Origin of the sequence: Curtobacterium subtropicum, from assembly GCF_030362975.1 — a bacterium.
Taxonomy (GTDB): domain Bacteria; phylum Actinomycetota; class Actinomycetes; order Actinomycetales; family Microbacteriaceae; genus Curtobacterium; species Curtobacterium subtropicum.
The window spans coordinates 62575-85280 of the sequence record NZ_JAUCMM010000001.1 but is presented as its reverse complement, the minus strand read 5'-3'; the positions used below and the strand labels follow the sequence as shown (position 1 = coordinate 85280).

23 protein-coding genes are annotated in these 22706 nt (G+C 72.7%); 13 read left to right on the top strand and 10 right to left on the bottom strand.

Annotated elements, in window-relative coordinates:
- Nucleotides 1–45: 45 nt before the first annotated feature.
- Both QUG98_RS00435 and QUG98_RS00430 read right to left on the bottom strand, forming a co-directional pair.
- Entirely contained in the window at nt 46–1128 is a 1083-nt protein-coding gene (locus tag QUG98_RS00435; protein WP_289468700.1) for a YihY/virulence factor BrkB family protein, read from the bottom strand.
- 199 nt (nt 1129–1327) lie between these two features.
- Nucleotides 1328–2644, bottom strand: a complete 1317-nt coding sequence (locus QUG98_RS00430; RefSeq protein WP_289468699.1) for an MFS transporter — start codon at nt 2642–2644, stop codon at nt 1328–1330.
- Between the two features lie 309 nt (nt 2645–2953).
- Here QUG98_RS00430 and QUG98_RS00425 point away from each other — a divergent pair, with 309 nt between their 5' ends.
- The 3 genes from QUG98_RS00425 to QUG98_RS00415 all read left to right on the top strand — a co-directional run bounded on the left by QUG98_RS00425 (nt 2954) and on the right by QUG98_RS00415 (nt 6528).
- Nucleotides 2954–3325, top strand: coding sequence for an FKBP-type peptidyl-prolyl cis-trans isomerase (locus QUG98_RS00425; protein WP_058728797.1), 372 nt, complete (start codon nt 2954–2956; stop codon nt 3323–3325).
- Complete coding sequence (locus QUG98_RS00420; RefSeq protein ID WP_289468698.1) at nt 3325–4161, top strand: aldo/keto reductase; 837 nt, start codon at nt 3325–3327, stop codon at nt 4159–4161. The genes QUG98_RS00425 and QUG98_RS00420 overlap by 1 nt, the downstream gene beginning before the upstream one ends.
- Before the next feature lie 120 nt (nt 4162–4281).
- Nucleotides 4282–6528: a HelD family protein gene (locus tag QUG98_RS00415; protein WP_289468697.1), complete on the top strand. Its 2247-nt coding sequence runs from the start codon at nt 4282–4284 to the stop codon at nt 6526–6528.
- A 123-nt stretch (nt 6529–6651) separates the two neighbouring features.
- Here the strand turns inward: QUG98_RS00415 and QUG98_RS00410 are convergent, their stop codons facing one another.
- The 3 genes from QUG98_RS00410 to QUG98_RS00400 are packed head-to-tail and all read right to left on the bottom strand — an operon-like array spanning nt 6652 to nt 9118.
- Nucleotides 6652–6927, bottom strand: coding sequence for a protealysin inhibitor emfourin (locus QUG98_RS00410; RefSeq protein WP_289468696.1), 276 nt, complete (start codon nt 6925–6927; stop codon nt 6652–6654).
- 17 nt (nt 6928–6944) lie between these two features.
- On the bottom strand, nt 6945–7997 hold the full coding sequence (locus QUG98_RS00405) for a M4 family metallopeptidase (RefSeq protein ID WP_289468695.1): 1053 nt from the start codon (nt 7995–7997) through the stop codon (nt 6945–6947).
- A gap of 44 nt (nt 7998–8041) precedes the next feature.
- Entirely contained in the window at nt 8042–9118 is a 1077-nt protein-coding gene (locus QUG98_RS00400) for a glycoside hydrolase family 6 protein (RefSeq protein ID WP_289468694.1), read from the bottom strand.
- Between the two features lie 103 nt (nt 9119–9221).
- Here QUG98_RS00400 and QUG98_RS00395 point away from each other — a divergent pair, with 103 nt between their 5' ends.
- From QUG98_RS00395 to QUG98_RS00385, 3 genes are all read left to right on the top strand, one after another.
- Nucleotides 9222–9668, top strand: coding sequence for a VanZ family protein (locus QUG98_RS00395; protein WP_289468693.1), 447 nt, complete (start codon nt 9222–9224; stop codon nt 9666–9668).
- 100 nt (nt 9669–9768) lie between these two features.
- A complete protein-coding gene (rpsO, locus tag QUG98_RS00390) occupies nt 9769–10038 on the top strand; it encodes a 30S ribosomal protein S15 (RefSeq protein ID WP_022902140.1) in 270 nt (89 codons plus the stop codon).
- 175 nt (nt 10039–10213) lie between these two features.
- Nucleotides 10214–10834, top strand: coding sequence for a CE1759 family FMN reductase (locus QUG98_RS00385; RefSeq protein ID WP_289468692.1), 621 nt, complete (start codon nt 10214–10216; stop codon nt 10832–10834).
- Between the two features lie 20 nt (nt 10835–10854).
- On the opposite strand, the gene QUG98_RS00380 is transcribed toward QUG98_RS00385, so the two are convergent.
- A complete protein-coding gene (locus tag QUG98_RS00380) occupies nt 10855–12069 on the bottom strand; it encodes a coiled-coil domain-containing protein (protein WP_289468691.1) in 1215 nt (404 codons plus the stop codon).
- Nucleotides 12070–12374: 305 nt separating this feature from the next.
- On the opposite strand from QUG98_RS00380, the gene QUG98_RS00375 reads away from it, so the two are divergent.
- Nucleotides 12375–14648 carry a polyribonucleotide nucleotidyltransferase gene (locus QUG98_RS00375; RefSeq protein WP_058750092.1) on the top strand — a complete coding sequence of 758 codons (2274 nt, stop codon included), beginning with the start codon at nt 12375–12377 and terminating at the stop codon, nt 14646–14648.
- A gap of 181 nt (nt 14649–14829) precedes the next feature.
- Here the strand turns inward: QUG98_RS00375 and QUG98_RS00370 are convergent, their stop codons facing one another.
- Both QUG98_RS00370 and QUG98_RS00365 read right to left on the bottom strand, forming a co-directional pair.
- The gene (locus tag QUG98_RS00370) at nt 14830–15357 is read right to left on the bottom strand and encodes a YbhB/YbcL family Raf kinase inhibitor-like protein (RefSeq protein WP_289468690.1); all 528 of its coding nucleotides are present in this window, start codon (nt 15355–15357) and stop codon (nt 14830–14832) included.
- 89 nt (nt 15358–15446) lie between these two features.
- On the bottom strand, nt 15447–16094 hold the full coding sequence (locus QUG98_RS00365; RefSeq protein ID WP_289468689.1) for a TetR/AcrR family transcriptional regulator: 648 nt from the start codon (nt 16092–16094) through the stop codon (nt 15447–15449).
- A 245-nt stretch (nt 16095–16339) separates the two neighbouring features.
- Here QUG98_RS00365 and QUG98_RS00360 point away from each other — a divergent pair, with 245 nt between their 5' ends.
- Together QUG98_RS00360 and QUG98_RS00355 are read left to right on the top strand one after the other, a co-directional pair.
- Nucleotides 16340–17674, top strand: coding sequence for a M16 family metallopeptidase (locus QUG98_RS00360; RefSeq protein ID WP_289468688.1), 1335 nt, complete (start codon nt 16340–16342; stop codon nt 17672–17674).
- Between the two features lie 5 nt (nt 17675–17679).
- Nucleotides 17680–18282, top strand: a complete 603-nt coding sequence (locus tag QUG98_RS00355; protein ID WP_289468687.1) for a histidine phosphatase family protein — start codon at nt 17680–17682, stop codon at nt 18280–18282.
- 50 nt (nt 18283–18332) lie between these two features.
- Here the strand turns inward: QUG98_RS00355 and QUG98_RS00350 are convergent, their stop codons facing one another.
- The gene (locus QUG98_RS00350) at nt 18333–18833 is read right to left on the bottom strand and encodes a GNAT family N-acetyltransferase (RefSeq protein ID WP_289468686.1); all 501 of its coding nucleotides are present in this window, start codon (nt 18831–18833) and stop codon (nt 18333–18335) included.
- A gap of 22 nt (nt 18834–18855) precedes the next feature.
- On the opposite strand from QUG98_RS00350, the gene QUG98_RS00345 reads away from it, so the two are divergent.
- Together QUG98_RS00345 and QUG98_RS00340 are read left to right on the top strand one after the other, a co-directional pair.
- Nucleotides 18856–19608: a 4-hydroxy-tetrahydrodipicolinate reductase gene (locus tag QUG98_RS00345; protein ID WP_289468685.1), complete on the top strand. Its 753-nt coding sequence runs from the start codon at nt 18856–18858 to the stop codon at nt 19606–19608.
- Nucleotides 19605–20072, top strand: a complete 468-nt coding sequence (locus tag QUG98_RS00340; protein WP_353067816.1) for a tetratricopeptide repeat protein — start codon at nt 19605–19607, stop codon at nt 20070–20072. Before QUG98_RS00345 ends, QUG98_RS00340 begins: the two co-directional genes overlap by 4 nt.
- A gap of 109 nt (nt 20073–20181) precedes the next feature.
- Here the strand turns inward: QUG98_RS00340 and QUG98_RS00335 are convergent, their stop codons facing one another.
- Nucleotides 20182–21093, bottom strand: a complete 912-nt coding sequence (locus QUG98_RS00335; RefSeq protein WP_289468684.1) for a TIGR01777 family oxidoreductase — start codon at nt 21091–21093, stop codon at nt 20182–20184.
- A 73-nt stretch (nt 21094–21166) separates the two neighbouring features.
- Between QUG98_RS00335 and QUG98_RS00330 the strand changes: the two genes are divergently transcribed.
- Together QUG98_RS00330 and QUG98_RS00325 are read left to right on the top strand one after the other, a co-directional pair.
- The gene (locus tag QUG98_RS00330; RefSeq protein WP_289468683.1) at nt 21167–22006 is read left to right on the top strand and encodes a thymidylate synthase; all 840 of its coding nucleotides are present in this window, start codon (nt 21167–21169) and stop codon (nt 22004–22006) included.
- The gene (locus QUG98_RS00325) at nt 22006–22512 is read left to right on the top strand and encodes a dihydrofolate reductase (protein ID WP_289468682.1); all 507 of its coding nucleotides are present in this window, start codon (nt 22006–22008) and stop codon (nt 22510–22512) included. Before QUG98_RS00330 ends, QUG98_RS00325 begins: the two co-directional genes overlap by 1 nt.
- Nucleotides 22513–22706 lie beyond the last annotated feature (194 nt).

Genomic DNA, 22706 nt, shown 5'->3' with positions numbered 1-22706 from the left:
CGACGCCTGGTTCGACGTCGGAACCGTGGTGCGACGCCGAGCGCGCTACGGCAGCGGGGGCTCGCCGACCCGCACCTGGCGGGACATCGCCCGCAGGTGCTCCTCCGTCGGCGAGGACTCCTCGTCCTCGGCGCGCTGCTGGGCGGCGATCCGCACCCGGTGCGCCGCCGCGATGTCCTGGTCACGCCACCGCGCGAGCGTGAAGTTCCGCGTGACGTCGCGGAGCGGCAGCCGGATCGACTCGTCCGCCTCGATGCCCGCGAGCAGCTGCCGCATCCGGATCACCTCGGAGTCGAGCTCCCCGCCGACCACGAGCACGAAGTTCGAGATGTACAGGTACACGAGCAGCAGGATCGCGCCGCCGAGCCAGCCGTACGCCCGGTTCCCGCCGCTGCCGACCGTCTCGACGTAGACCGAGAACCCCACCGTCGCCAGCGCCCAGGTCACGATGGCGAACGCGGCACCGGCGGACACCCACCGCAGCTGCGGGGTCTTCACGTTGGGGGTCGCGTAGTACAGCACCGCGACCATCACCACGAGGACGACGGCGAGCACGGGCCACTTCGCCACGTTCCACAGGTCGTCGATCCACAGCGCCCACCCCAGCTGCCGGACGATCGCCGCCGAGATCGTCGGTGTGCCGAGCAGGATGACGATCGCGATCGCCCCGCCCACCATCACGAGCAGCGTGACGAGGAGCATCATGCTGCGGAACTTCCAGATCCGGCGACCCTCCTCGACCTCGTACGCGGTGTTCATCGCACGACCGAACGCGGTCGCGTAGCCGGAGAGCGACCACAGCGTCAGGACGAGCCCGATCGTGAACCCGACCCACGGGTTGTCGAGCGTCAGCAGCTGTCGGAGCGGCCCCTCGAGGTGCTGTGCGGTCTCCGGCCGGACGATGAAGCCGAGCACCTGGATGATGTCGGTCAGGCTGTCGCCCTGCCGGTCGACGACGGACAGGGCCGACACCACCGCGAGCGCCGCGGGGAACACCGTCAGCAGGGCGAAGAACGTCAGCGAGGCCGCGGCGTCGACGACGCGGTGGCGGATCACCGAGTGGTACGTGCGCCGGACGACCGCGCGGACGCCGGTCCGCTGCAGGTCGCGCGAGGCGCTGTCGGGCATGCGATGTACGGTACCCGACCCCGTGACGGCCTGGAGGCGCGGTGTGCCGCCGCCACGCGCCTCCCGTCCGCCACCGGTCGCGTCCCACCTGGCGCGAGACTCGGCGTCCGCGACCGTTCTCGGTGGGTTGCCGGCGAGGAACGTCGCGTGGCGCGAGTCTCGGGTTCGATGGCCCGGCCACAGGCCCGGCGCACGGGCCTCAGTTCGCGTGCGGGTCGAGCGCGTCGTAGCGGCGGAACGACGGCACCAGCCGGAGCAGCAGCGCCACCAGCCCGATGATGAGCACGCCGCCGATGATCGGCGGGTACGCGATGCCGGCCGCGACGACGAGACCGGCGTACAGGTCCCCGAGGCGCGGGCCGCCGGTCACGACCACGATGAAGATGCCCTGGAGTCGACCGCGCATGCCGTCCGGCGAGGCCGCCTGCAGGATCGTGTTCCGGAACACCGAGCTGACGTTGTCCGCACCGCCCGCCGCGGCCAGGAACAGCGCGGCGAGCCCGAGCGCCGGCAGGATCTCGACGCCGAACGCCTCGCCGGACCGACCGCCGAGCAGGTGCGCGACCGCGATGACGACACCGAACGCCGCGATCGCCCCGCCGTACGCGGCGATCGCCCAGCCGACGGCCTCGCCCTGGCGGCGCACGTGCCCGAGCGGACCGGAGAACACGCTCGAGAGCAGGGCACCGATGGCGTAGGCGGCGGTCAGGGTGCCGACCGTGATCGAACCGCCGCCGATGACGAGCGCGCCGATCGCGGGGAAGAGCACCCGGGGCTGCCCGAACGTCATCGCGACGATGTCGAGCACGAACGTCATCGTGATGTTGCGGGACCGCTTCAGGAAGCGCGCGCCCTCGATCAGCGAGCTCAGTCCGGGGCGCAGGGCGTCGCGGTCCGCCGCCATCCGGGGCAGGGTGAAGACGCCGAGGAACGCGAAGGTGAAGAGCACGACGTCGATCGTGTAGGTCGGCGCGAACCCGACGCTCGCGATCAGGACACCGGCGATCGCCGGGCCCACGGTCACCTGGAACCCGGACGCGATGCCGCCGAGGGCGCTCGCCGCGGGGAGCAGGTCGGTCCCGACGAGGCGGGGGACGATCGCCGATCGCGAGGCGTTGCTCACGGTCGCGGCCACGGCGTTGACCGTCGCCAGGACGTAGAGGAGCGCCACGCTCTGCAGTCCGAGCCAGGCGTGCGTGGCGATGAGCGCGACCGCGACCCAGGCGACCATCGCCGAGACGAGGGCCACGAGCCGCCGGTCGAACGCGTCGGCGAGCATCCCGCCGTAGAGCCCCGCGACGATCATCGGGACGAGGGCGATGACACCCACGAGCGCGACCGCGAAGGTCGAGCGGGTGATCTCGTACACCTCGAGGCCGACCGCGACGGTGGTCATCTGCGTGCCGATGCCGGCGATCGCCGTGCCGGCCCAGAGGCGTGCGAACGCGGGGGAGCGGCGGAGCGGGGTGAGGTCGGCGAGCAGGCGGCGGCGGGGGGCGGTGTCAGGTCGTGTCACGGTGGAACCATTCTGCGGGTTGCCGAGCACGAGCGGGCGGGATCTGCAGGTTCCGGAGTCGCGAGCGGGCGGGATCTGCGCGCTGCCGAGTCGCGAGCGGGCGGGATCTGCGGGCTCCGGAGTCGCGAGCGGGCGGAACCTGTCGCGTTCCTCCGCCGAGCGTGACCGATCTCGCCCGTTCGGCGCAGCCCGCGTGACCGATCTCGCCCGTTCGGCGCAGCGCGCGTGACGGACCGGTCCCGTTCGCGGGGAGCGAGACGTCCGCGCCGCCGGGGATGCCCCTGCACCCCACCTGGTTGACTGACGAGCATGACTGACCTCAACAGCAAGCCCGAGTTCGACGCTCCCGAGGGCCCGGCCCCCACCGAGCTCGTGATCACCGACATCGTCGAGGGTGACGGCGACGTCGCACAGCCCGGCTCGACCGTCAAGGTGCACTACGCCGGCGTCGAGTACGAGTCCGGCGAGGAGTTCGACAGCTCGTGGAACCGCGGCGAGCCGATCGACTTCCCGCTCGCGGCGCTCGTCCGCGGCTGGCAGGAGGGCATCCCCGGCATGAAGGTCGGCGGTCGCCGCAAGCTGACCGTCCCGCCGGAGCTCGCCTACGGCCCGGCCGGCGGCGGCCACTTCCTGTCCGGCAAGACCCTGATCTTCATCATCGACCTGCTCGGGGTCCGCTGATGCAGGTCGGCGCGCCCACCATCGAGCTGAACGACGGCCACCGCTTCCCGGAGCTCGGCCTCGGCACGTACGGGCTGAACGGCGACGAGGGCACCGCGGCGGTCGGCGCGGCGATCTCGAGCGGCTACCGGCTGCTCGACACGGCGCTGAACTACGGCAACGAGGACGCCGTCGGCCGTGCCGTCCGCGAGGCCGAGGTGGACCGCGAGGACCTCGTCGTCACCTCGAAGCTCCCCGGCCGGCACCACGGCTACGACGAGGCGCACCGCTCGATCGACGAGACGCTCGGCAACCTCGGGCTGGACCGCGTCGACCTGTACCTCATCCACTGGCCGAACCCGTCGGTCGGGAAGTTCGTCGACACCTGGAAGGCGTTCGTCGACCTCCGCGACAGCGGCAAGGTCCGCTCGATCGGCGTCTCGAACTTCACGCCGGAGCACTTGAAGGCCATCATCGACGCCACCGGTGTCGCCCCGGCCGTGAACCAGGTGGAGCTGCACCCGTACTTCCCGCAGGCCGAGCTCCGCAAGGTGCACGCCGAGTACGGCATCGTCACCGAGAGCTGGAGCCCGCTCGCGAAGCAGTCCGAGCTGCTCACCGAGCAGCCCGTGCTCGACGCGGCGGCCGCACACGGCGTGACGCCTGGCCAGGTCGTGCTCCGCTGGCACGTCCAGCTCGGTGCCGTACCGGTGCCGAAGTCCGGCGACCCGCAGCGGCAGCGCGAGAACCTCGACGTGTTCGGCTTCGAACTGTCCGACGACGAGGTCCGCGCGATCTCCGGGCTCGAGCGCGGTCGCCTCTGGGACGGCGACCCGGACACGCACGAGGAGATGTAGGACCGACGGGAGGCGCGTGGCGGGCCCGCCACGCGCCTCCCGTCCGTCCGGCGTCACGACGCCCCTCGTGGTCGCCCGGCAGGACTACACTGGACACCCCTGTTTCCCGAAGGGTGGCGTGTGTCCGAACCGACCGAGACCGACCGCGAACGTAGCTACGTCGACGGTCTCTTCACCCGTCTCGACGAACTGACGGCCGAGGCCGAGCAGCGTCTGGCCGAGACCCGCCGCCAGACGGTCGGCGGCAACCACCAGAGCCGCAGCGAGCGCGACGCCTACGCGCGGCTCTACGAGGACACGATCGCCACGCTCGACCGCGTCGGTGACCGCCTGGTCTTCGGCCGGCTCGAGGTCGCCGAGCCCGACGCACCGGACGACACGTTCCGCTACATCGGGCGCGTCGGCCTGCGGGACGACGAGCACCGTCCGCTCCTGCTCGACTGGCGCGTCCCGGGTGCGAGCGCCTTCTACCAGGCGACCGCGGCGCACCCGATGGGGATGCGCGCCCGTCGGCACCTGACGCTCGAGGGCCGCACGGTCGTGAACGTCGAGGACGAGGTCTTCGACGCGACGCTGTACGACGACGAGCGCACGCACCTGCAGGGCGAGGGTGCGCTGCTCGCGGCCGTCACCGCCGAGCGCACCGGTCGGATGACGGACATCGTCGCGACGATCCAGGGCGAGCAGGACCGCATCATCCGCTCACCGCTCGAGGGCGTCCTCATCGTGCAGGGCGGCCCCGGCACGGGCAAGACCGCCGTGGCCCTGCACCGTGCCGCGTACCTGCTCTACACCCACCGCGACCGGCTCCGGGGCTCCGGGGTGCTCATGGTCGGTCCGTCGCCGGCGTTCCTGACGTACATCGAGCAGGTGCTGCCGTCGCTCGGCGAGACCGGCGTGGTGATGGCCTCGCTCGGGTCGCTCTACCCGGGCGTGCACGCGACGACGCACGACCACGGGGACGTCGCCGCGGTGAAGGGCTCGGCGCAGATGGCACCGCTGCTGCGCCGCGCCGTCCGGTCCCGCCAGGTCGTCCCCACCGAGTCGGTCGTGCTCGACGTCGAGGGGGAGCGGCTCACGGTGCCGCCGCAGCTCGTCGCCGACGCCCTCAAGCGGGCGCAGGACCGCGGGAAGCCCCACAACGTCGCCCGGGTGACCTTCAACAAGATCGCCCTCGACGCGATGACGCGGCTGCTCGCCGACCAGCTCCGGGCCCGCGGGACCACGGTGGACGAGGCCGACGAGAAGGTCCTGCGCGAGGACATCCGCAGCTCGTACGACGCCCGGGTCCTGCTCAACACCGCCTGGCTGCCGCTCCCGCCGGAGAAGTTCCTCGAGGACCTGTACGCCCGGCCGAACTGGCTGGCCTCGCTGACCCCCGACTGGACCCCGGCTCGCCGGGCACTCCTGCAGCGTCCGCGCGGCGCTGGCTTCACGATCGAGGACGTCCCGCTCCTGGACGAGGCCGCCGAGCTCCTCGGTCCGTTCGACCCGACCGGCGGTGCCGCCAAGCGCGCCGCCAAGGCCAGCCGGAACCGCGACATCGAGAACGCCCGCCAGGCGATCGAGAACATGGGCGTCGAGGGCATCGTCACCGCGGAGCAGGTCGCCGGGTCCTTCGCCGAGGGCGGCGATCCCCGCACCACCGCAGAGCGTGCCGCCGAGGACCGCGAGTGGACCTACGGGCACATCGTCGTCGACGAGGCCCAGGAGCTCTCGCCGATGCAGTGGCGGGTCCTGGCCCGCCGGAACCCGCTGCGGTCGTTCACGATCGTCGGGGACATGGCGCAGGGCTCCTCGCCGGCCGCCGCCCGCACGTGGGACGACGTGGTCGGTGCGCTCGCACGCCGTCGTCGCGGACGTGCGCCCGTGGTGCCGCTCGACCACCGGATCGAGGAGCTGACGGTCAACTACCGCACCCCGCGGTCCATCGTGCAGGCCGCTGGTGCGTTCGCCGACGCCGCCGGACTGGCGGTCACCCGGACCGAAGCCGTCCGGGACGGCGACCCCGTCGACCGCGTGGCGGTACCCCGCGCGGCGCTCCTCGACACGGTCGCCGAGCGCGTCGAGGCCGAACGCGGGCGGATCGGCTCCGGCACCATCGGGGTCATCGTGCCGGAGGCCGACGTCGCCGCGGTGCGCGAGCGCCTGGCGCGGACCGACGCCGACGTCCGTGGGCTCGGCTCGCCGCGGCCGGGGTCGGTGACGGTCCTGACGGGGGCGGACGCGAAGGGGCTCGAGTTCGATGGTGTGCTGCTCGTCGACCCGGACCGGGTCGGTGCCGACGCGGCGCGGGCCGCGGCCGCCGTGTACGTCGCGATGACCCGCCCGACGCGGCGGCTCGTCGTCGTCGACGTCGCCGGCTGACGGACGCGGCTCGCGTCCGCGGGGAGGCACGGAGCGGCCGGGAGGCGCGTGGCGGCCGGGAGGCGCGTGGCGGCCCCGTCCCGCGCCTCCCGGCCGGCGGATCCGCAGTCCGGTGCACCGCGCTCAGGTGACCGGATCGCCCTCGTCGCGCACCCGCCGGACGAGCGCGGCCCACGGGCCGTCGAGCTGACTGCCGGGGATCTCGACGGTGGTGCGAGCGACCGTCACGGTCCAGGTGAAGTCGTCCGGCACGGTCTGCCGGTGTCGGACGGGCGCCTCGCGCGGGAGCGCGCCGACCAGGTCGTCCCAGGCGCCCGGGTCGTCGCACGAGTCGGTGTCGATCCGCCAGCCGCGTGCGAAACCGGCGAACCCACCACTGCGGCGGACGACGATGTGCATGCTCCGGTTGTACGCCGTCACGGTCCGGTGAGCACGCCGACGGTCCGCCAGGCGTCGGCGACCGCGGTGTGCTCCGTCGAGCCCTGCCCGAAGCGCGCCGCGGCGGCGTCGACGGTGACGCGCGCGAAACCGGCGAAGTCGATGTCCGCGGACGTCTCCGGCGAGGTCAGGGCGTCCCACCAGACGGCTCCGGCTCCCTGCCACGCGGACCCGCCGATCGCCGTCGCAGCGAGGAAGAAGGCGTGGTTCGGGATGCCCGAGTTCAGGTGCACGCCGCCGGAGTCCTCGGTGGTCTCGACGTAGTCGGCCATGGTCGCCGGCTGCGGGTCCTTCCCGAGCACCGGGTCGTCGTACGCGGTCCCCGGCGCCCGCATCGACCGGAGCGCCACACCGTGCACGGCGTCGGTGAAGAGTCCCTCGCCGATGAGCCACGTCGCCTGGTCGGCGGTCTGCCCGGCGGCGTACTGCGCGACGAGCGAGCCGAACACGTCGCTCACGGACTCGTTCAGCGCACCCGACTGCCCCTGGTAGGTCAGGTCGGCCGTGTACTGCGTGACGCCGTGCGCGAGCTCGTGGCCGATCACGTCGAGCGCGATCGTGAAGCGCCGGAACACCTCGTCGTCCCCGTCGCCGAACACCATCCGCTGGCCGTCCCAGTACGCGTTGTCGTAGTCCTGGCCGTAGTGCACCGTGGCGTCGAGGGGGAGCCCGGCACCGTCGATGGACACCCGACCGAACACGTCGAGCCAGAACGCGTGCGTCGCGCCGAGACCGGCGTACGCCTCGTCCACCGCGGCGTCGCCCGAGTCCGCGTCGCCCTCCCGCCGGACCACCGTACCGGGCAGGGTCGTCGTGCCGCGCGCGTCCGAGATCGTGCGCTGCGGCGACCGGTCGACCGTGCCGCTGATGCCCTGCGGCCGGACGCGGTGCTCGTGCTTCGGAGCGGCGACGACCTCCATCTCGGCGAGGGCGGTGCGTGCCGCCGAGGCCGCTCGGGGGTGCTCGGACGCGGCGGCGACGGCGCGCAGCAGGTACGGCGGGACGACGGAGTGGCGACGGGTGGCGGTCATGGCGCCATGGAACCACCGACGACCGACGACGGGCCGCCTCGGGGTCAGTCCTGCCGGCGGTGCTCCACGAGCGCCAGCGCGTACGACTCCCACCACTGACCGGCCGCAGGGCCGCCGTTGCACGTGCCGTCGCTGAGCCCGGGGGTCTTCACCCAGAGCAGGGCGTCGAGCCGGGAGGACCCCGCGGTGACGTGCGGCGCCTGTCCGAGTCCCGCACCCTCGGGGTTGCACCAGGTCCCGCGCCAGCCCTGCCCGTTCCGCGAGACGTCGATCACGAAGTGCGGGTCGCCGCCGATGGCGTCCGCCAGCCGATCCGCGTAGGCACGCTCGGAGTCGACCCGGTAGAAGTTCGAGACGTTCGTCGCGAAGCCCTGCGTCCGGTCCACCCCGGCCTGCCGCAGCCAGCGCGCCATCGTGGCGACGGGGACCCGGTCCTCGTTGCCGCCGTCGAGGTACACCGTCAGTCCGTGCCCGGAGAGCTCGTCCACCGCGCGGTCGAGCAGTCGCAGCCGGTCCTGCCCGAGGCGTTCGCACACGTGGATCTGCGCGATCGAGTCCGGTTCGACGAGCACGACCGCGTGCGAGCCCGCCATCGCGCGCACGGCCGACCGGACCCACGGCAGGTAGGCGTCCTCGGCGGTACCGCCCGCGGAGTAGCTGCCGCAGTCGCGGTCCGGGATCGCGTACAGGACGAACACCGGCGTGCGGTGCTGCTGCTCGGCGCTCCGGACGACCCGCCGGACGACCTGGCGGGTGGCGGACTCGGAGGGGTCAGCCAGCCAGGTCGCCACCGGCTGGTCCGCGATCACGTCGAGCCGTTCGGCGGTGGTGCGGTCGCCGTCCGCCCTGGCGTCCGCTGCGCGGCGCGCCGCCTGGTCGTCCTGCTCGGGCTGGTGGGCGAGGCCGCCCGGGAACGCCGACGCGGCCGACTCGCGAGCAGCGAGCGGTCGGTCCGTACCCGCACCACCACGCCCGCCGCCGTCCGGAGGGCCGTCGGGTCCGGCCACCGTGGCGAGCACCAGCGCGACCACCGCCACCGCGACGACGCCACCCACGGCGAGCACCGCCCACTGTCGTCGTCCGCTGCCCCTGGTGCGGCCGCGCGTCCCCTGCTCCGGCATGCGTCCATGCTGGCAGCAGTGCACGGCGTCCCGCCAGGGTGGCCCGGCGTCCGCCCAGGGGGGGTGCGGCCGCCTGCCAGGACCCGGCAGCGATACTGACCGGATGTTCCGGAAGCTCCTGCTGCTCGCCCTCACCGCCGGCTACGCCTGGGTGATCTGGCGGATGACGTTGACGCCGCGGGTCTTCACGCACGCGCAGGACGAGCTCGTGCTGCACGCCATCGCCTGGCTGCAGCAGCTCCCGCGCGGTGCCTGGTTCACCTACGACCGGGTCGAGTTCCTCGCGAACATCGGGATGTTCGTGCCCGTCGGGATGATCGCGGCGCTCTGGTTGCCACGCCGCTGGTGGCTGGCGGGAGCGGTGGTCGCGGTCGTGCTGTCGGTCGGGATCGAGCTCGCGCAGGCCCGCTTCCTGCCCTACCGCGTCGCCGACCCTCGGGACGTGCTGTCGAACGGCCTCGGCGGACTGCTCGGCGCCACGCTCGTCGGGCTCGTCCGGAGCCTGCTCCCGGTGCCGCGACGGCAGCGCCTGCGTGCCCGCGCCGTCTGATCTCTGGTAGTCTCGTCCGGTTGCCGTCGAACGGCCGCGGATCAAGAGCGCTCGTGCATCAGGTACGGGCACCGCGCAACGGACAGGAAGGGGATCATCCATGGCACTTGACGCGAAGGTCAAGCAGGAGATCATCGAAGAGTACGCGACCCACCCGGGCGACACCGGATCCCCCGAGGTCCAGGTCGCCGTTCTGACGCGTCGCATCAACGACCTGAACGAGCACCTCAAGGAGCACAAGCACGACCACCACTCGCGTCGTGGTCTGCTGCTCATGGTCGGTCAGCGTCGCCGTCTCCTCGGGTACCTCTCCGACGTCGACATCAACCGCTACCGTGCGCTCATCGAGCGCCTCGGCCTGCGTCGATAGGTAGCGCGGCGCCAGTCGACTCGCAGACACTGCGTGACCGAACGCCCCGGTCCTCCTCGTGAGGACCGGGGCGTTCCTCGTTCCGGACCGCGGAGGACGGGGACCGGGAATGGTTGCGCAGACGGCACGGTTCGGTAGGGTGTTCATGCAAACGCATCGAAAGTCGGGAACCACCATGACCACCATCGCCGTCGTCACCGCCGGGCTCTCCGAGCCCAGCTCCACCCGCCTGCTCGCAGACCGGCTCGCCGCCTCCGCGGTCGCCGCCGTCTCGGCCGACCAGCCGGGAGGCACGGTGGACGTCCGCCACGTCGAGCTGCGTCCGATCGCGCACGAGATCATCGACGCGATGCTCACCGGGTTCGCCGCATCCGGCCTCGCCGCCGCGCAGCGCACCGTGCTCGAGGCGGACGCGCTCGTCTTCGTCACGCCGGTGTTCACCGCGGGGGTCAGCGGCCTCGCGAAGTCGTTCCTCGACGTCCTCGACAAGGACGCGATGACCGACGTCCCGGTGCTCCTCGCCGCGACCGGGGGGACCGCCCGGCACTCACTGGCGATCGACCACGCACTGCGCCCGGTGTTCGCCTACCTCCGCGCAGCGGTGGTGCCGACCGGCGTGTTCGCCGCGACCGACGACTGGGGGAGCGAGGCGGACGCCGCCGCGCTCGACGCCCGCATCCGACGGGCCGGGGTCGACCTGGCCTGGGCGATCCGCGCCTCCCGGCGGACCCCGCAGCAGGAGACGCTCGCCGCGCCGACCGACTTCGCGTCCCTGCTCGGCGGCCTCGGCCACTGACCAGGGCGCCCGGGCGGCGCTCAGTACCAGTGCGGGTTGACGCTCATCTCGTGGTTCCACGCCGCGCAGGGGGAGCCGTAGGCGTCGTGGATGTAGGCGAGCCCCCAGTCGATCTGCGTCGCCGCGTTCGTCCGCCAGTCCGCGCCGGCGACCGCCATCTTGTCCGCGGGCAGTGACTGCGGGATGCCGTACGCGCCGCTCGAGGCGTTGAGGGCGTTCGCCCGCCAGCCGGACTCCTGGGTCCAGAGGGACACCAGGCACGAGAACTGGTCGCCGCCCCAGCCGTAGGCGCCGATGGCGCTTCGGGCGTACGCCTTCGCGCCGGCCGGGTCGACGGTCACACCGCCCGTGCTCGGGTAGGACGTCCCGGAGCCGCCGCTCGTCGCTGCCGGCGCCGGAGACGACGGTGTGGCGGCGGCCGCCGCCTGCTGCTGCGCTGCTGCCGCTCGCTCGCGCGCCCGCTGCTGGGCGGCCTGCTGCGCGGCGACCTGCACGCCGAGCTCGTACTGCTGCTCGGTCGTGGCGGTGGTGTCCTTCAGCGCCGCCAGCTGTGCGTAGAGCTCGTCGCTGTGCTGCTGCGTGTCCGCGACCGCCCGTGCGGCGGCGTCGGACGCGGTGCGCGCCGACGCGGAGCGGTCCTCGGCGGCGTCGGCGAGGGTGCTCCGCTCGAACTCCGCGCGTTCGGCCTGGTCGTGCAGCGACTCCGCGGTCCGGCCGGCGACCGAGGCGTCCTCGAGCACGCCCTCCCACGTGCTCGAGAGCTGGTCGACCGCGCCGAGCTGGTAGAGCAGTTGGTCCGGGTCGTCCGCCGTGGCGATCCGCGTCGTCATGGCGTTTCGGCTGCCGTCGCGGTACAGGGTCGCGGCGAGCTGCCCGGCCCGGTCCTGCGCCTGGGCGGCGGTGCGTTCGGCGTCGTCCGCCTGGGTGCGGAGGGTCGATGCGGTCTGCGTCGCCGCAGCGAGGTCCGCCTCGGCCCGGTCGGCTGCTGCGGAGGCGTCGAGTGCGCGTTGCGACTTCGCGGCGGCGTCGGCCTGCACCGACTGCAGCGCCGCCTGCACCTTCGTCACCTCGGCGGCGGCGGCCTGCTCGTTGCCCTTCGCCTGCTGCACGTCCTGCCACGTCGGGTACTGCGTGGTCGCAGCGCTCGCGGGCAGGGCGGTGGTGACCGGTGCGACGAGCGCGCCCACGACCACGGCGGCCGCGACGAGCACGTGCCGGGAAGGGCTGGTGCGCATGGCGGCAGGCTACCGGGGACACGCCCGTTCGCCAGGAGCAACACCCGCCGGGTGCCTGAGGACTGGTAAAGTCCTCATCGTCCGGGGACCGTTCTCCGGGCGTCACGCCCCGCTGTCAGACTCGCGGGGCTGGCACACAACACTGCGCAGACCGGGCACGGAGCTGGTCATCGGTGGTGGCTCGCGGGCCGTTCGGAGTCCCGAGTGCTTCTACTGCTGGCCAGACATGCGCCCCGACCCCTCGGCGTGCACGCACCACGGGTGCCGTCGCCCAGGTCTGCCGAACACGTCAAGGAGGCACCCTTTTGGAGGGTCCCGAGATCAAGTTCGCCGAAGCCGTCATCGACAACGGCAAGTTCGGCAAGCGCGTCGTCCGGTTCGAGACCGGCCGCCTCGCCCAGCAGGCCCAGGGCGCGGTCGCCGCGTACCTCGACGAGGAGACCATGCTCCTCTCGGCCACCAGCGCCGGCAAGCACCCGCGCGAGGGCTTCGACTTCTTCCCGCTGACGGTCGACGTCGAGGAGCGCTCGTACGCCGCCGGCAAGATCCCCGGCTCGTTCTTCCGTCGTGAGGGCCGTCCGAGCACCGAGGCGATCCTCGTCTGCCGCCTCATCGACCGGCCGCTGCGTCCGTCGTTCGTCGACGGCCTGCGCAACGAGGTCCAGATCGTCATCACCGTCCTGAGCATCGCGCCGGACGAGTTCTACGACGCGCTCGCGATCAACGCGGCGTCCGCGTCGACGCAGATCTCCGGTCTGCCGTTCTCCGGCCCGATCGCCGGTGTGCGTCTCGCGCTGATCGGTGACCAGTGGGTCGCGTTCCCGAAGGCCTCGCAGCTCGAGGAAGCGGTCTTCGACCTCACCGTCGCCGGCCGCGTCGTCACCGACGACCAGGGCAACGAGGACGTCGCGATCATGATGGTCGAGGCCGAGGCGACCGAGCACGCCTGGGGCCTCATCCAGGGCGGCGCGACCAAGCCCGACGAGGCGATCGTCGCGCAGGGCCTCGAGGCGGCGAAGCCGTTCCTCAAGGTCCTCGTCGAGGCGCAGGCGAAGATGGCCGCGCAGTCGGCCAAGGAGATCCAGGACTACCCGGTCTTCCCGCCCTACGCGCCCGAGGTCTACTCGGCCGTCGAGGCGATCGCCCTCGACGAGCTCAAGGACGTCTACCAGATCGCCGGCAAGCTCGAGCGTCAGGACAAGGACGACGCCCTCAAGGCCCGCGTGAAGGAGGCCGTCGCCGCCAAGGTCGAGGCCGGGGAGCTCCCCGAGTCCGCCAACGGCCAGGTCAGCGCGGCCTACAAGTCGGTCACGAAGAAGGTCGTCCGCGGCCGCATCCTGACCGAGCAGGTCCGCATGGACGGTCGCGGCCTCGCCGACATCCGTCCGCTCGACGCCGAGGTCGCCGTGATCCCGCGCGTCCACGGTTCGGCGATCTTCCAGCGCGGCGAGACGCAGATCCTCGGCGTCACCACGCTGAACATGCTCAAGATGGAGCAGCAGATCGACTCGCTGTCGCCCGTCACGAAGAAGCGCTACCTGCACCACTACAACTTCCCGCCGTACTCGACGGGTGAGACCGGCCGCGTCGGTTCGCCGAAGCGTCGCGAGATCGGCCACGGCTTCCTCGCCGAGCGTGCCCTCGTGCCGGTGCTGCCGTCGCGCGAGGAGTTCCCCTACGCGATCCGTCAGGTGTCCGAGGCCCTCGGCTCCAACGGCTCGACGTCTATGGGCTCCGTCTGCGCCTCGACCCTGTCGCTCCTCAACGCCGGTGTGCCGCTGCGCGCCCCGGTCGCGGGCATCGCGATGGGCCTCGTCTCCGACACCGTCGACGGGCAGACCCGCTACGCGGCGCTGACCGACATCCTCGGTGCCGAGGACGCCCTCGGCGACATGGACTTCAAGGTCGCCGGTACCTCGGAGTTCGTCACCGCGATCCAGCTCGACACCAAGCTCGACGGCATCCCGTCGTCGGTCCTCGACGCCGCGCTGAAGCAGGCCAAGGAGGCCCGCTCGGCCATCCTGGGCGTGCTGACCGAGGCGATCGACGCCCCCGACGAGATGGCGGACACCGCTCCGCGCGTCATCTCGGTGCAGATCCCCGTCGACAAGATCGGCGAGCTGATCGGCCCGAAGGGCAAGACGATCAACGGCATCCAGGACGAGACCGGCGCCGACATCTCGATCGAGGACGACGGCACGGTCTACATCGGCGCCGTCGACGGCCCGTCGGCCGAGGCCGCCCGCGCCCAGGTCAACGCGATCGCGAACCCGACGAACCCGGAGATCGGGGACCAGTTCCTCGGCACGGTCGTCAAGATCGCGACGTTCGGTGCCTTCGTGTCGCTGCTCCCGGGCCGCGACGGTCTGCTCCACGTCTCCGAGGTCCGCAAGCTCGCCGGTGGCAAGCGCGTCGAGAACGTCGAGGACGTCCTGGGCGTCGGCCAGAAGATCCTGGTCGAGGTCACCAAGGTGGACGACCGCGGCAAGCTCTCGCTCGCGCCGGTCGTCGCGGACGAGGTCGACACCGAGGGCCGCGAGGGTCACGAGAAGCACACTGAGGACAACGCCGAGGGTTGATCCCCGGCGCCTCGCGCTGCTGTCACCGCAACGGCCGCCGCTCCAGTCGGAGCGGCGGCCGTTGCCGTTCGCGTGGCACGGCGGCCGCGGTCCGCGAGACTCGGTCTGTGCGACGGACCTCGTGCAGAACAGGACGAGAACCGTCGCTGACGCCGAGTCTCGGCGGCGCGTCGCCAGCGCCTCAGGAGGCGGGAGTCTCCTGCGTGCCGGTCAGCTGCGCGCGGCCGAGCAGGTGCTCGCGGAGCAGGAAGCCGACGACGGCCGGCGTCGCGTCGGCGGGCGCCTCGAGCACCGGCACGTCGAGGGCGCTGACGGTGAAGACGTAGCGGTGCGGGCCGTGACCGGCAGGCGGTGCGGCACCGAGGAACGTGTCCGTGCCGTACTCGTTGCGGCGGCGCAGTGCCTCGGCGGGCAGCAGTGCGTCGTCGGTGCCGGCACCCTGCGGCAGCGAGGTGGTCGAGGCCGGGACGTCGGTCAGGCTCCAGTGCCAGAAGCCCGAGCCGGTCGGGGCGTCGGGGTCGTACACGGTGAGGACGTAGCTCTGCGTGCCCTCGGGTGCTCCGGACCACTCGAGTGCGGGGGAGCGGTCCTCGCCACCCACGTCGGAGCCGCGTGCCCAGTCGGGCAGACGGTCGCCGTCGGTGAAGTCGGGGCTCGTCAGGGTGAACGTGGGGACCTCGGGGAGGTTCCAGTTGGGGTCGTTGGCCATGCGACCAGCCAACACCCGCGCCCTGGTGTGCGGGTGCGACGGACGGGAGGCACGTGGCGGCGCCGCCACGTGCCTCCCGTCCGTCGCGGTCAGCGCGTGATGACGCGCTCGACGACCCGCCCGAGCGCTGCGGTCGCCGCGATCGCGTCGCCGGCGTACGCACCGGCCATGACGCCGTCGCGTGCGAGCATCAGTTCGTCGGCGCCGTCGCCCGGCATCGGGTGTCCGGCACGCTGCAGCAGCGCGAAGAGCTGCTCGGTGTACCAGTCACGGTGCGCCGCGACGACCTGGCGGACCGGGTCACGGGGGTCGTGGTACTCGGCTGCCGCGTTCAGGAAGGCGCAGCCGCGGAAGTCCGGTCGTCCGACGTCGTCGGAGACGGCGGCGACCCAGGCGCGGACGGCGTCGGTCGGCGTGGGGGCCTCGGACACGATGCGCCCGAAGGCCTGCTGCACCCGCTCGTCCTGCGCGCGGATGTACGCCAGGATCAGGTTGTCCTTCGACCCGTAGTGCTTGTAGAACGTCGCCTTCGTGACGCTCGCCTCGGAGATCAGGCGGTCGACCCCCACGCCGCGGATGCCCTCCTCGTAGAAGAGCCTCGACGCGGTCTCGAGGATGCGGACCTTCGCGCCGCCGGAGCGGGGAGTCGGGGGGACGCTCGACCCGTCCGGCGACGCGAGGTTCGTGCTCGGGCCGGGGAGACGCTGGACGGTCGGTTGGGGGGAATCGACCGTCACAGCGCTGCTCCTCGGACTCATCGGCTCCACGGGGGAGTGGGGGGACTCCGCCGCGCAGGACTGATGTCCCGAGCCACCGGGTCGGAATCTAGGGGGGCTTCCGACCCGATGTGACGACTGTACCACAGGGAGGACAGACAGACGAGTCTTTCTATCCTCCTCTGCCGTACCCCACTTCGGGGCACGCGCCGCGAGCCTGTGGAAACTGGATGAGCGGCCCCGACGGGTCAGTAGGCTCTGCTGCGATGAACCAGCCAGTGCCGTTGCCGCTCGAGGCCCAGGACACGTCGTTCCTGACGTCCGGTGGCGCCTTCGTCCGTCGATCCGTGCTGCCGTCCGGTGTCCGCGTCCTGACCGAGTCGGTCCCGGGGGCGAGCTCGACGAGCCTCGGCTTCTGGGTCGGTGTCGGCTCCCGCGACGAGCGCGAGGGACAGTTCGGGTCCACGCACTTCCTCGAGCACCTCTTGTTCAAGGGCACCGCACGGCGCAGTGCGCTCGACATCGCCATCGCGTTCGACTCCGTGGGCGGTGAGCACAACGCCGCGACCGCCAAGGAGTACACCTGCTACTACGCCCGTGTCCGGGACACCGACGTCCCGATGGCGGTCGAGGTGATCGGAGACATGGTCACCGGCTCGGTGCTCGACGAGGACGCCTTCGCCGTCGAGCGCGGCGTGATCCTCGAGGAACTCGCCATGGCCGCCGACGACCCTGCGGACGTCGCGGGCGAGGCCTTCTTCGCCGCCGCCTTCGACGGGCACCCCCTCGGCCGTCCGATCGGGGGCACCCCGGAGAGCATCCGCGCGGTCGGGCGCGACCAGGTCCTCGACCACTACCGCGAGCACTACGCACCGAACGGCATCGTCGTCACCGCCGCGGGTGCGGTGGACCACGACCGCTTCCGCGAGCTCGTCGAGTGGGTCTTCCGCGACGCGCCGAAGGCCTCGCCGCTCGCCCGACGCACGCCGCAGACGGTGGCGGACCCGGCCGTCCCGCGCCTGGCGGTCGCGCACCGTCCGACCGAGCAGGTCAGCATGCTCCGCGGCTCGCAGGGTCTCGACCTGCGCGACGACCGCCGTCCCGTCCTCAGCGTGCTGAACGCCGTCCTGGGCGGCGGCATGAGCTCCCGCCTCTTCCAGGAGGTCCGCGAGCGCCGCGGCCTCGCCTACGCCGTGTCGTCCTTCGCGCCGGCGTACCTCGACAACGGCGCGTTCGGCGTCTACGCGGGCTGCGCCCCGGACAACGTCGCGGGCGTCGTCGAGATCATCGACGCCGAGTTCGCGCGCATGGTCGACGACGGCATCACGGAGGACGAGCTCCGCCGCGCCAAGGGGCAGATCGAGGGTGCCCTGACGCTCTCGCTCGAGGACTCCGACGCCCGGATGACCCGCCTCGGCCGCTCCGAGCTCGGCACCGGGGAGTTCACCGACCTCGGTACCGCGTTGCAGCGGGTCGACCGGGTCACCGCCGGCGACGTGCTCGACCTGGCGCGCGACCTGCTCACCCGTCCCACCATCACCTCGGTGGTCGGTGCCGTGCAGCAGGACGAGCTCGCAGCGGCCCTCGGCGTCGAGGGGTGACGGACGTGTCGCACTACCTGTACCTCGTCCGGCACGGTGAGCACCAGGACGCCGAGCACGGCCTCCGCGACGGCAAGCTGTCCGAGCGCGGCAAGCGCCAGGCGGTGCTCGTCGCCGACCGTCTCGGCGGGGTGCCCTTCGACGGCGTGTACCACTCGCCGCTCGACGCCGCGAGCGAGACCGCCGCGTACCTCGCGCAGCGCCTGCCGTCGATCCAGCCGGAACCCTCGACGCTGCTCTTCGACTGCATCCCGTCCGGGCCGACGCCGGACATGCCGCACGCCTACCAGGGCTGGTACGGCGGTGTGACCGAGGAGGAGATCGTCGCGGGTCAGGCCCAGATGGGCGACGCCGTCGCCGAGTGGTTCACGCCCGCGCGCGAGGACCGCCACGACCTGCTCATCACGCACAACGCCGTGATCGGCTGGTTCGTGCGCGAGGCCTTCCAGGCCCCGGAGTGGCGCTGGATGGGCACGAACGTGGCGCACACCGCACTGACGATCATCCGCATCCGGTCGGCCAAGCCGGCCGAGGTGGTCACCCTCAACGACCTGGCCCACCTGCCGGTGGAGCTCCGCACTGGGCTGCCGGTCGACCAGCCCGTCTAGCGACCGGCCGACGGTCCCGGGACGGTGACGACCGGGAGGCGCGACCTCGGTCAGCGGACCGGCAGGCGGTACCAGGCGGTCGCGTTCGGGTTGTCGTTGAACGCCGCGACGCGCTGGTAGCCGCGGCTCCGGTACATCGCCCCCGCCGCGACGAGCGAGTCGTTCGTGTCGAGGACGACGCTCGTCGCACCGAGGTCCTGCGCGGCCCGTTCGAGCGCGTCCATGACCGCGGTCGCCACGCCCCGTCCGCGGCCGTCGGGGGAGACGTAGACGTGCTTCACCTCGAACCACACGTCGTCGTCGCCGTCGGCCTGCGCGGCTCGGACCCGCCGCAGCCCGCCGCACCCGACCGGGACGGCTGCGTCGCCGTCCGTCTCGTACGCCACGACGAAGACGCCGTCCGGCCCCGTGAACTGGACGGCCGGGGTGCGCTTCCGCGAGTAGGAGCCCTGCGCGCTCGGGAACGTCGCCTCGCGCTCGTCGAGGTAGGCGTCGAGCAGGGCGTCGACCTCGGGCGCATCGGCGGGCACGGACCTGACCTGGAGCGGCATGCGTCGATCCTAGGATGGACCCATGGTCACTCCCGTCGCCGTCGTCGGCGCCACCGGTCGTCTCGGGGGCCTCGTGGCCTCCGTCGTGGAGTCGCTCGACGGCTTCGAGCTCGTCGCGTCGCTGTCCTCGCGGGACGCCGTGCACGAGGCACCGCCGTCGGTGTTCGGGGGAGCGGCCGTCGTGGTCGACGTCACCGTCCCCGCTCTCAGCCCCGCGATCGTCGAGCACGCCCTGGCCAGCGGCGCGAACGTCCTGGTGGGGACCTCGGGCTGGTCGCTCGACCGTCTCGCGACGCTCCGCGCCGGACTCGAGGCACGACCGGACCAGGGCGCCCTCGTCGTCCCGAACTTCTCCGTCGGCTCGGTGCTCGCGACGCACCTCGCCACGATCGCCGCGCCGTGGTTCCCGTCCGTCGAGATCGTCGAGACCCACCACGCGGGCAAGATCGACAGCCCGTCGGGCACGGCCGTCCGGACCGCCGAGCTCATCGCCGACGCCCGGCGCGAGGTCGGCCCCGTGGACGCCCCGCACGTCGACCAGCGCGCCCGTGGGCAGCAGGTCGCGAGCGTGCCGATCCACTCGCTCCGGCTGCCGGGCGTCAAGGCCGTGCAGGACGTGCTGCTCAGCGGTCCCGGCGAGACCGTCACGATCCGGCACGACACGAACGACGACGTGGCCTACGTCGCCGGCATCCGGGCCGCGCTGTCCGCCGCGGTCGACGCCCGCGGCCTGACCGTCGGCCTCGGCAGCGTCCTCGGCATCGGCCAGCCGTGACCTCGACCTGGCGCTCCCTCCGCTCCCCGTTCTGGGGCGCGGCACTGATGACCCTGCTGCTCGCGCTCTACATCGGCCTGGTCGGGCAGCGTGCGGTCGCGTTCGTGCAGACCGGTCAGCCGATCGGCATCGGGATCGGGATCGCGCTGTTCGTCGTCGCCGCGATCGGTGCGCTGCTGCTCGTGCTCGAGGTCCGCTTCGGCGTGCGCATCACCCGGCTCGGTGCGCGGCTCGAACAGGAGGGCGCGACCCCCGACGAGGTCGTCCCGGTCCGCCCGTCTGGTCGACCGACCCGCGAGGCGGCCGACGAGCTGTTCCCGCGGTACCGGGACGCCGTCGAGGCCGACCCGGAGGACTGGCGCGGCTGGTACCGGCTCGGCGTCGTCTACGACGCCGCCGGCGACCGCAAGCGGGCGCGAGCGGCGATGCGGACCGCGCTGGCGAAGGCTGCGGCGACCCGCTGACGGACGGGAGGCCCGTGGAGGTGTCGCCACGGGCCTCCCGTCCGTCGAGTGGTCGGGTCGGGTCCTCGGGTCAGGTCGCCGGCTCAGGTCGTCGGCTCTGGCCGCCGGGTCAGAAGGCGGCGTCGACCGCGTCCTCGGCGGTCGTGTACCGGAACCGGTAGCCGGACCCGGTGAGCTTCCGAGGCACCATGCGCTGGCTGGAGAGCAGCATCTCGTCGGCGGCCTCGCGGAGCAGCGTGCGCAGGGCGAACGCCGGGACGCTGAACAGGTAGGGGCGGTGCAGGTCCTCGGCGACGCGGCGGGTGACGCGGTTCGACACCGCGGCCTCCGGGCCGGCCAGGTTCACCGGACCGCGCACGTCGGCCGCGTCCGGGCTGGTGGCGAGGTGCACGATCGCGCCCACCTCGTCCTCGAGCGCGATCCACGGCCAGAACTGCCCGCCGGTGCCGAGCTTGCCACCGAGGCCCGCCTTCGTGAGCGGCACGAGGGGCGCGAGCGCGCCGCCGCCCTGGCCGACGACGATGCCGGTGCGGAGCAGGACGACGCGGACGCCCTCGGGGGCGGCGGTCGCGGCGGCCTCCCACTTCGTGCAGACGTCGGCGAGGAAGCCACGACCGGCGTCGGCGTCGTCGTCGAGGACGTCCACGGGGCGGTCGCCGTACACGCCCGAGGCCGACCCGGACAGGAAGAGTGCCGGCGGCTTCGCGGCGCGGTGCATCGCCTCGACGAGGGTGTCCGTCGCCTGGACCCGCGAGTCGAGGATCTGCTGCTTGTACGACTCGGTCCACGGCAGCTTGCCGATGTTCGCCCCGGCGAGGTTGACCACGACGTCGGCACCGTCGAGCACCGCCGGGTCGAGCGGGCGGGTGCCGGGGGACCAGCGGAACGCGCTCGCGGTGCGGGGTTCACTGCGGGTGAGGGTGGTGACGTGGTGCCCGGCCTCGCGCAGGGCACGGACGAGGGGGGTCCCGATGAAGCCGGACGCACCGGCGACGAGGATCGAGAGCGGCTGGGTCGACATGGGGGCCACGGTACTCAGCGAGCTTCGGGCTCCGCCGCGTGGCGGGGTCGCTCCGCGGACGTAGGCTCTCCGTGTGAGCGAGACCGTGCAGCCCGACCCCACCGTCCCCACCCCGGCAGTGCCCACTCCCTACGAGGACCTGCTGCGCCGGGTGCTCGAGGAGGGCACGCCGAAGAGCGACCGCACCGGCACCGGTACGCGCAGCATCTTCGGCGCGCAGCTCCGCTACGACCTGTCGCAGGGCTTCCCGCTCGTCACGACCAAGCGCGTGCACTTCAAGTCGGTGGCGTACGAGCTGCTCTGGTTCCTCCGCGGCGACGGCAACGCCCGCTGGCTGCAGGAGCACGGCGTCCGCATCTGGAACGAGTGGGCGGACGAGGACGGCGACCTCGGCCCGGTGTACGGCGTGCAGTGGCGCTCGTGGCCGACCCCGTCCGGCGAGCACGTCGACCAGATCGCGCAGGTCATCGAGCAGATCCGCACGAACCCGGACTCGCGTCGTCTGATCGTCTCGGCGTGGAACGTCGCCGACGTGCCGGAGATGGCGCTCGCCCCGTGCCACGCGTTCTTCCAGTTCTACGTCGTCGACGGCAAGCTGTCGTGCCAGCTGTACCAGCGGAGCGCGGACATGTTCCTCGGCGTGCCGTTCAACATCGCCTCGTACGCGCTGCTCACCCACATGATCGCCGCGCAGACCGGACTCGAGGTCGGCGACTTCGTGTGGACCGGCGGCGACTGCCACGTCTACGACAACCACGTCGAGCAGGTCCGCGAGCAGCTGTCCCGCACGGCGTACCCGTACCCGACGCTGGAGATCGCCCCGCGCGACTCGATCGACGACTACGTGTACGAGGACCTCGCCGTCGTCGGGTACGAGCACCACCCCGCCATCAAGGCCGCGGTCGCCGTCTGATGGGCTGGACCGAGCCCGTCCGTGGCGTCGGCATGGTCTGGGCCCGCACGGCGGCCGGGGTCATCGGCGCCGACGGGGGCATCCCGTGGCACGTGCCGGAGGACCTCGCGCACTTCCGACAGGTCACCGGCGACGGCGTCGTCGTGATGGGCCGGCGCACCTGGGACTCGCTGCCGCCGCGGTTCCGGCCGCTGCCCGGACGGCGGAACGTCGTGCTGACGCGGGACGCCTCGTGGTCGGCCGAGGGTGCCGAGGTGGTGCACGACCTGGCGACCGCCCTCGACACCGACGAATCCGTGTGGGTGATCGGCGGGGGAGCGGTCTACGCCGACGCGCTGCCCTTCGCGGACCGGGTCTCGGAGACGATCGTCGACCTCGAGGTGCCGGGCGACACCCGTGCGCCGGCGCTCGACGAGGCGTGGGAGCTCGCCGACGAGGGCCCGTGGCAGGAGTCCCGCGTCGACGGCACCCGCTACCGCTTCCTGGAGTGGCGCCGTCGCGCGTAGCGCGCCCGCGGCACCCGCGCCGCCTGCCGAGCGTCCTTCCGTCCCGCTGGAACCAGGTTCCGGACACGACACCGCGCTTCTTCGCGGTGCTGTGTCCGGAACCTGGTTCCCGTGCGGAGGCGTCGCCGGGCGGGACCGGCGTGACGGGGGTGCGCCGTGCCTCCCGGCCGGAGCAGCGCGGACAGCCGCGCGCC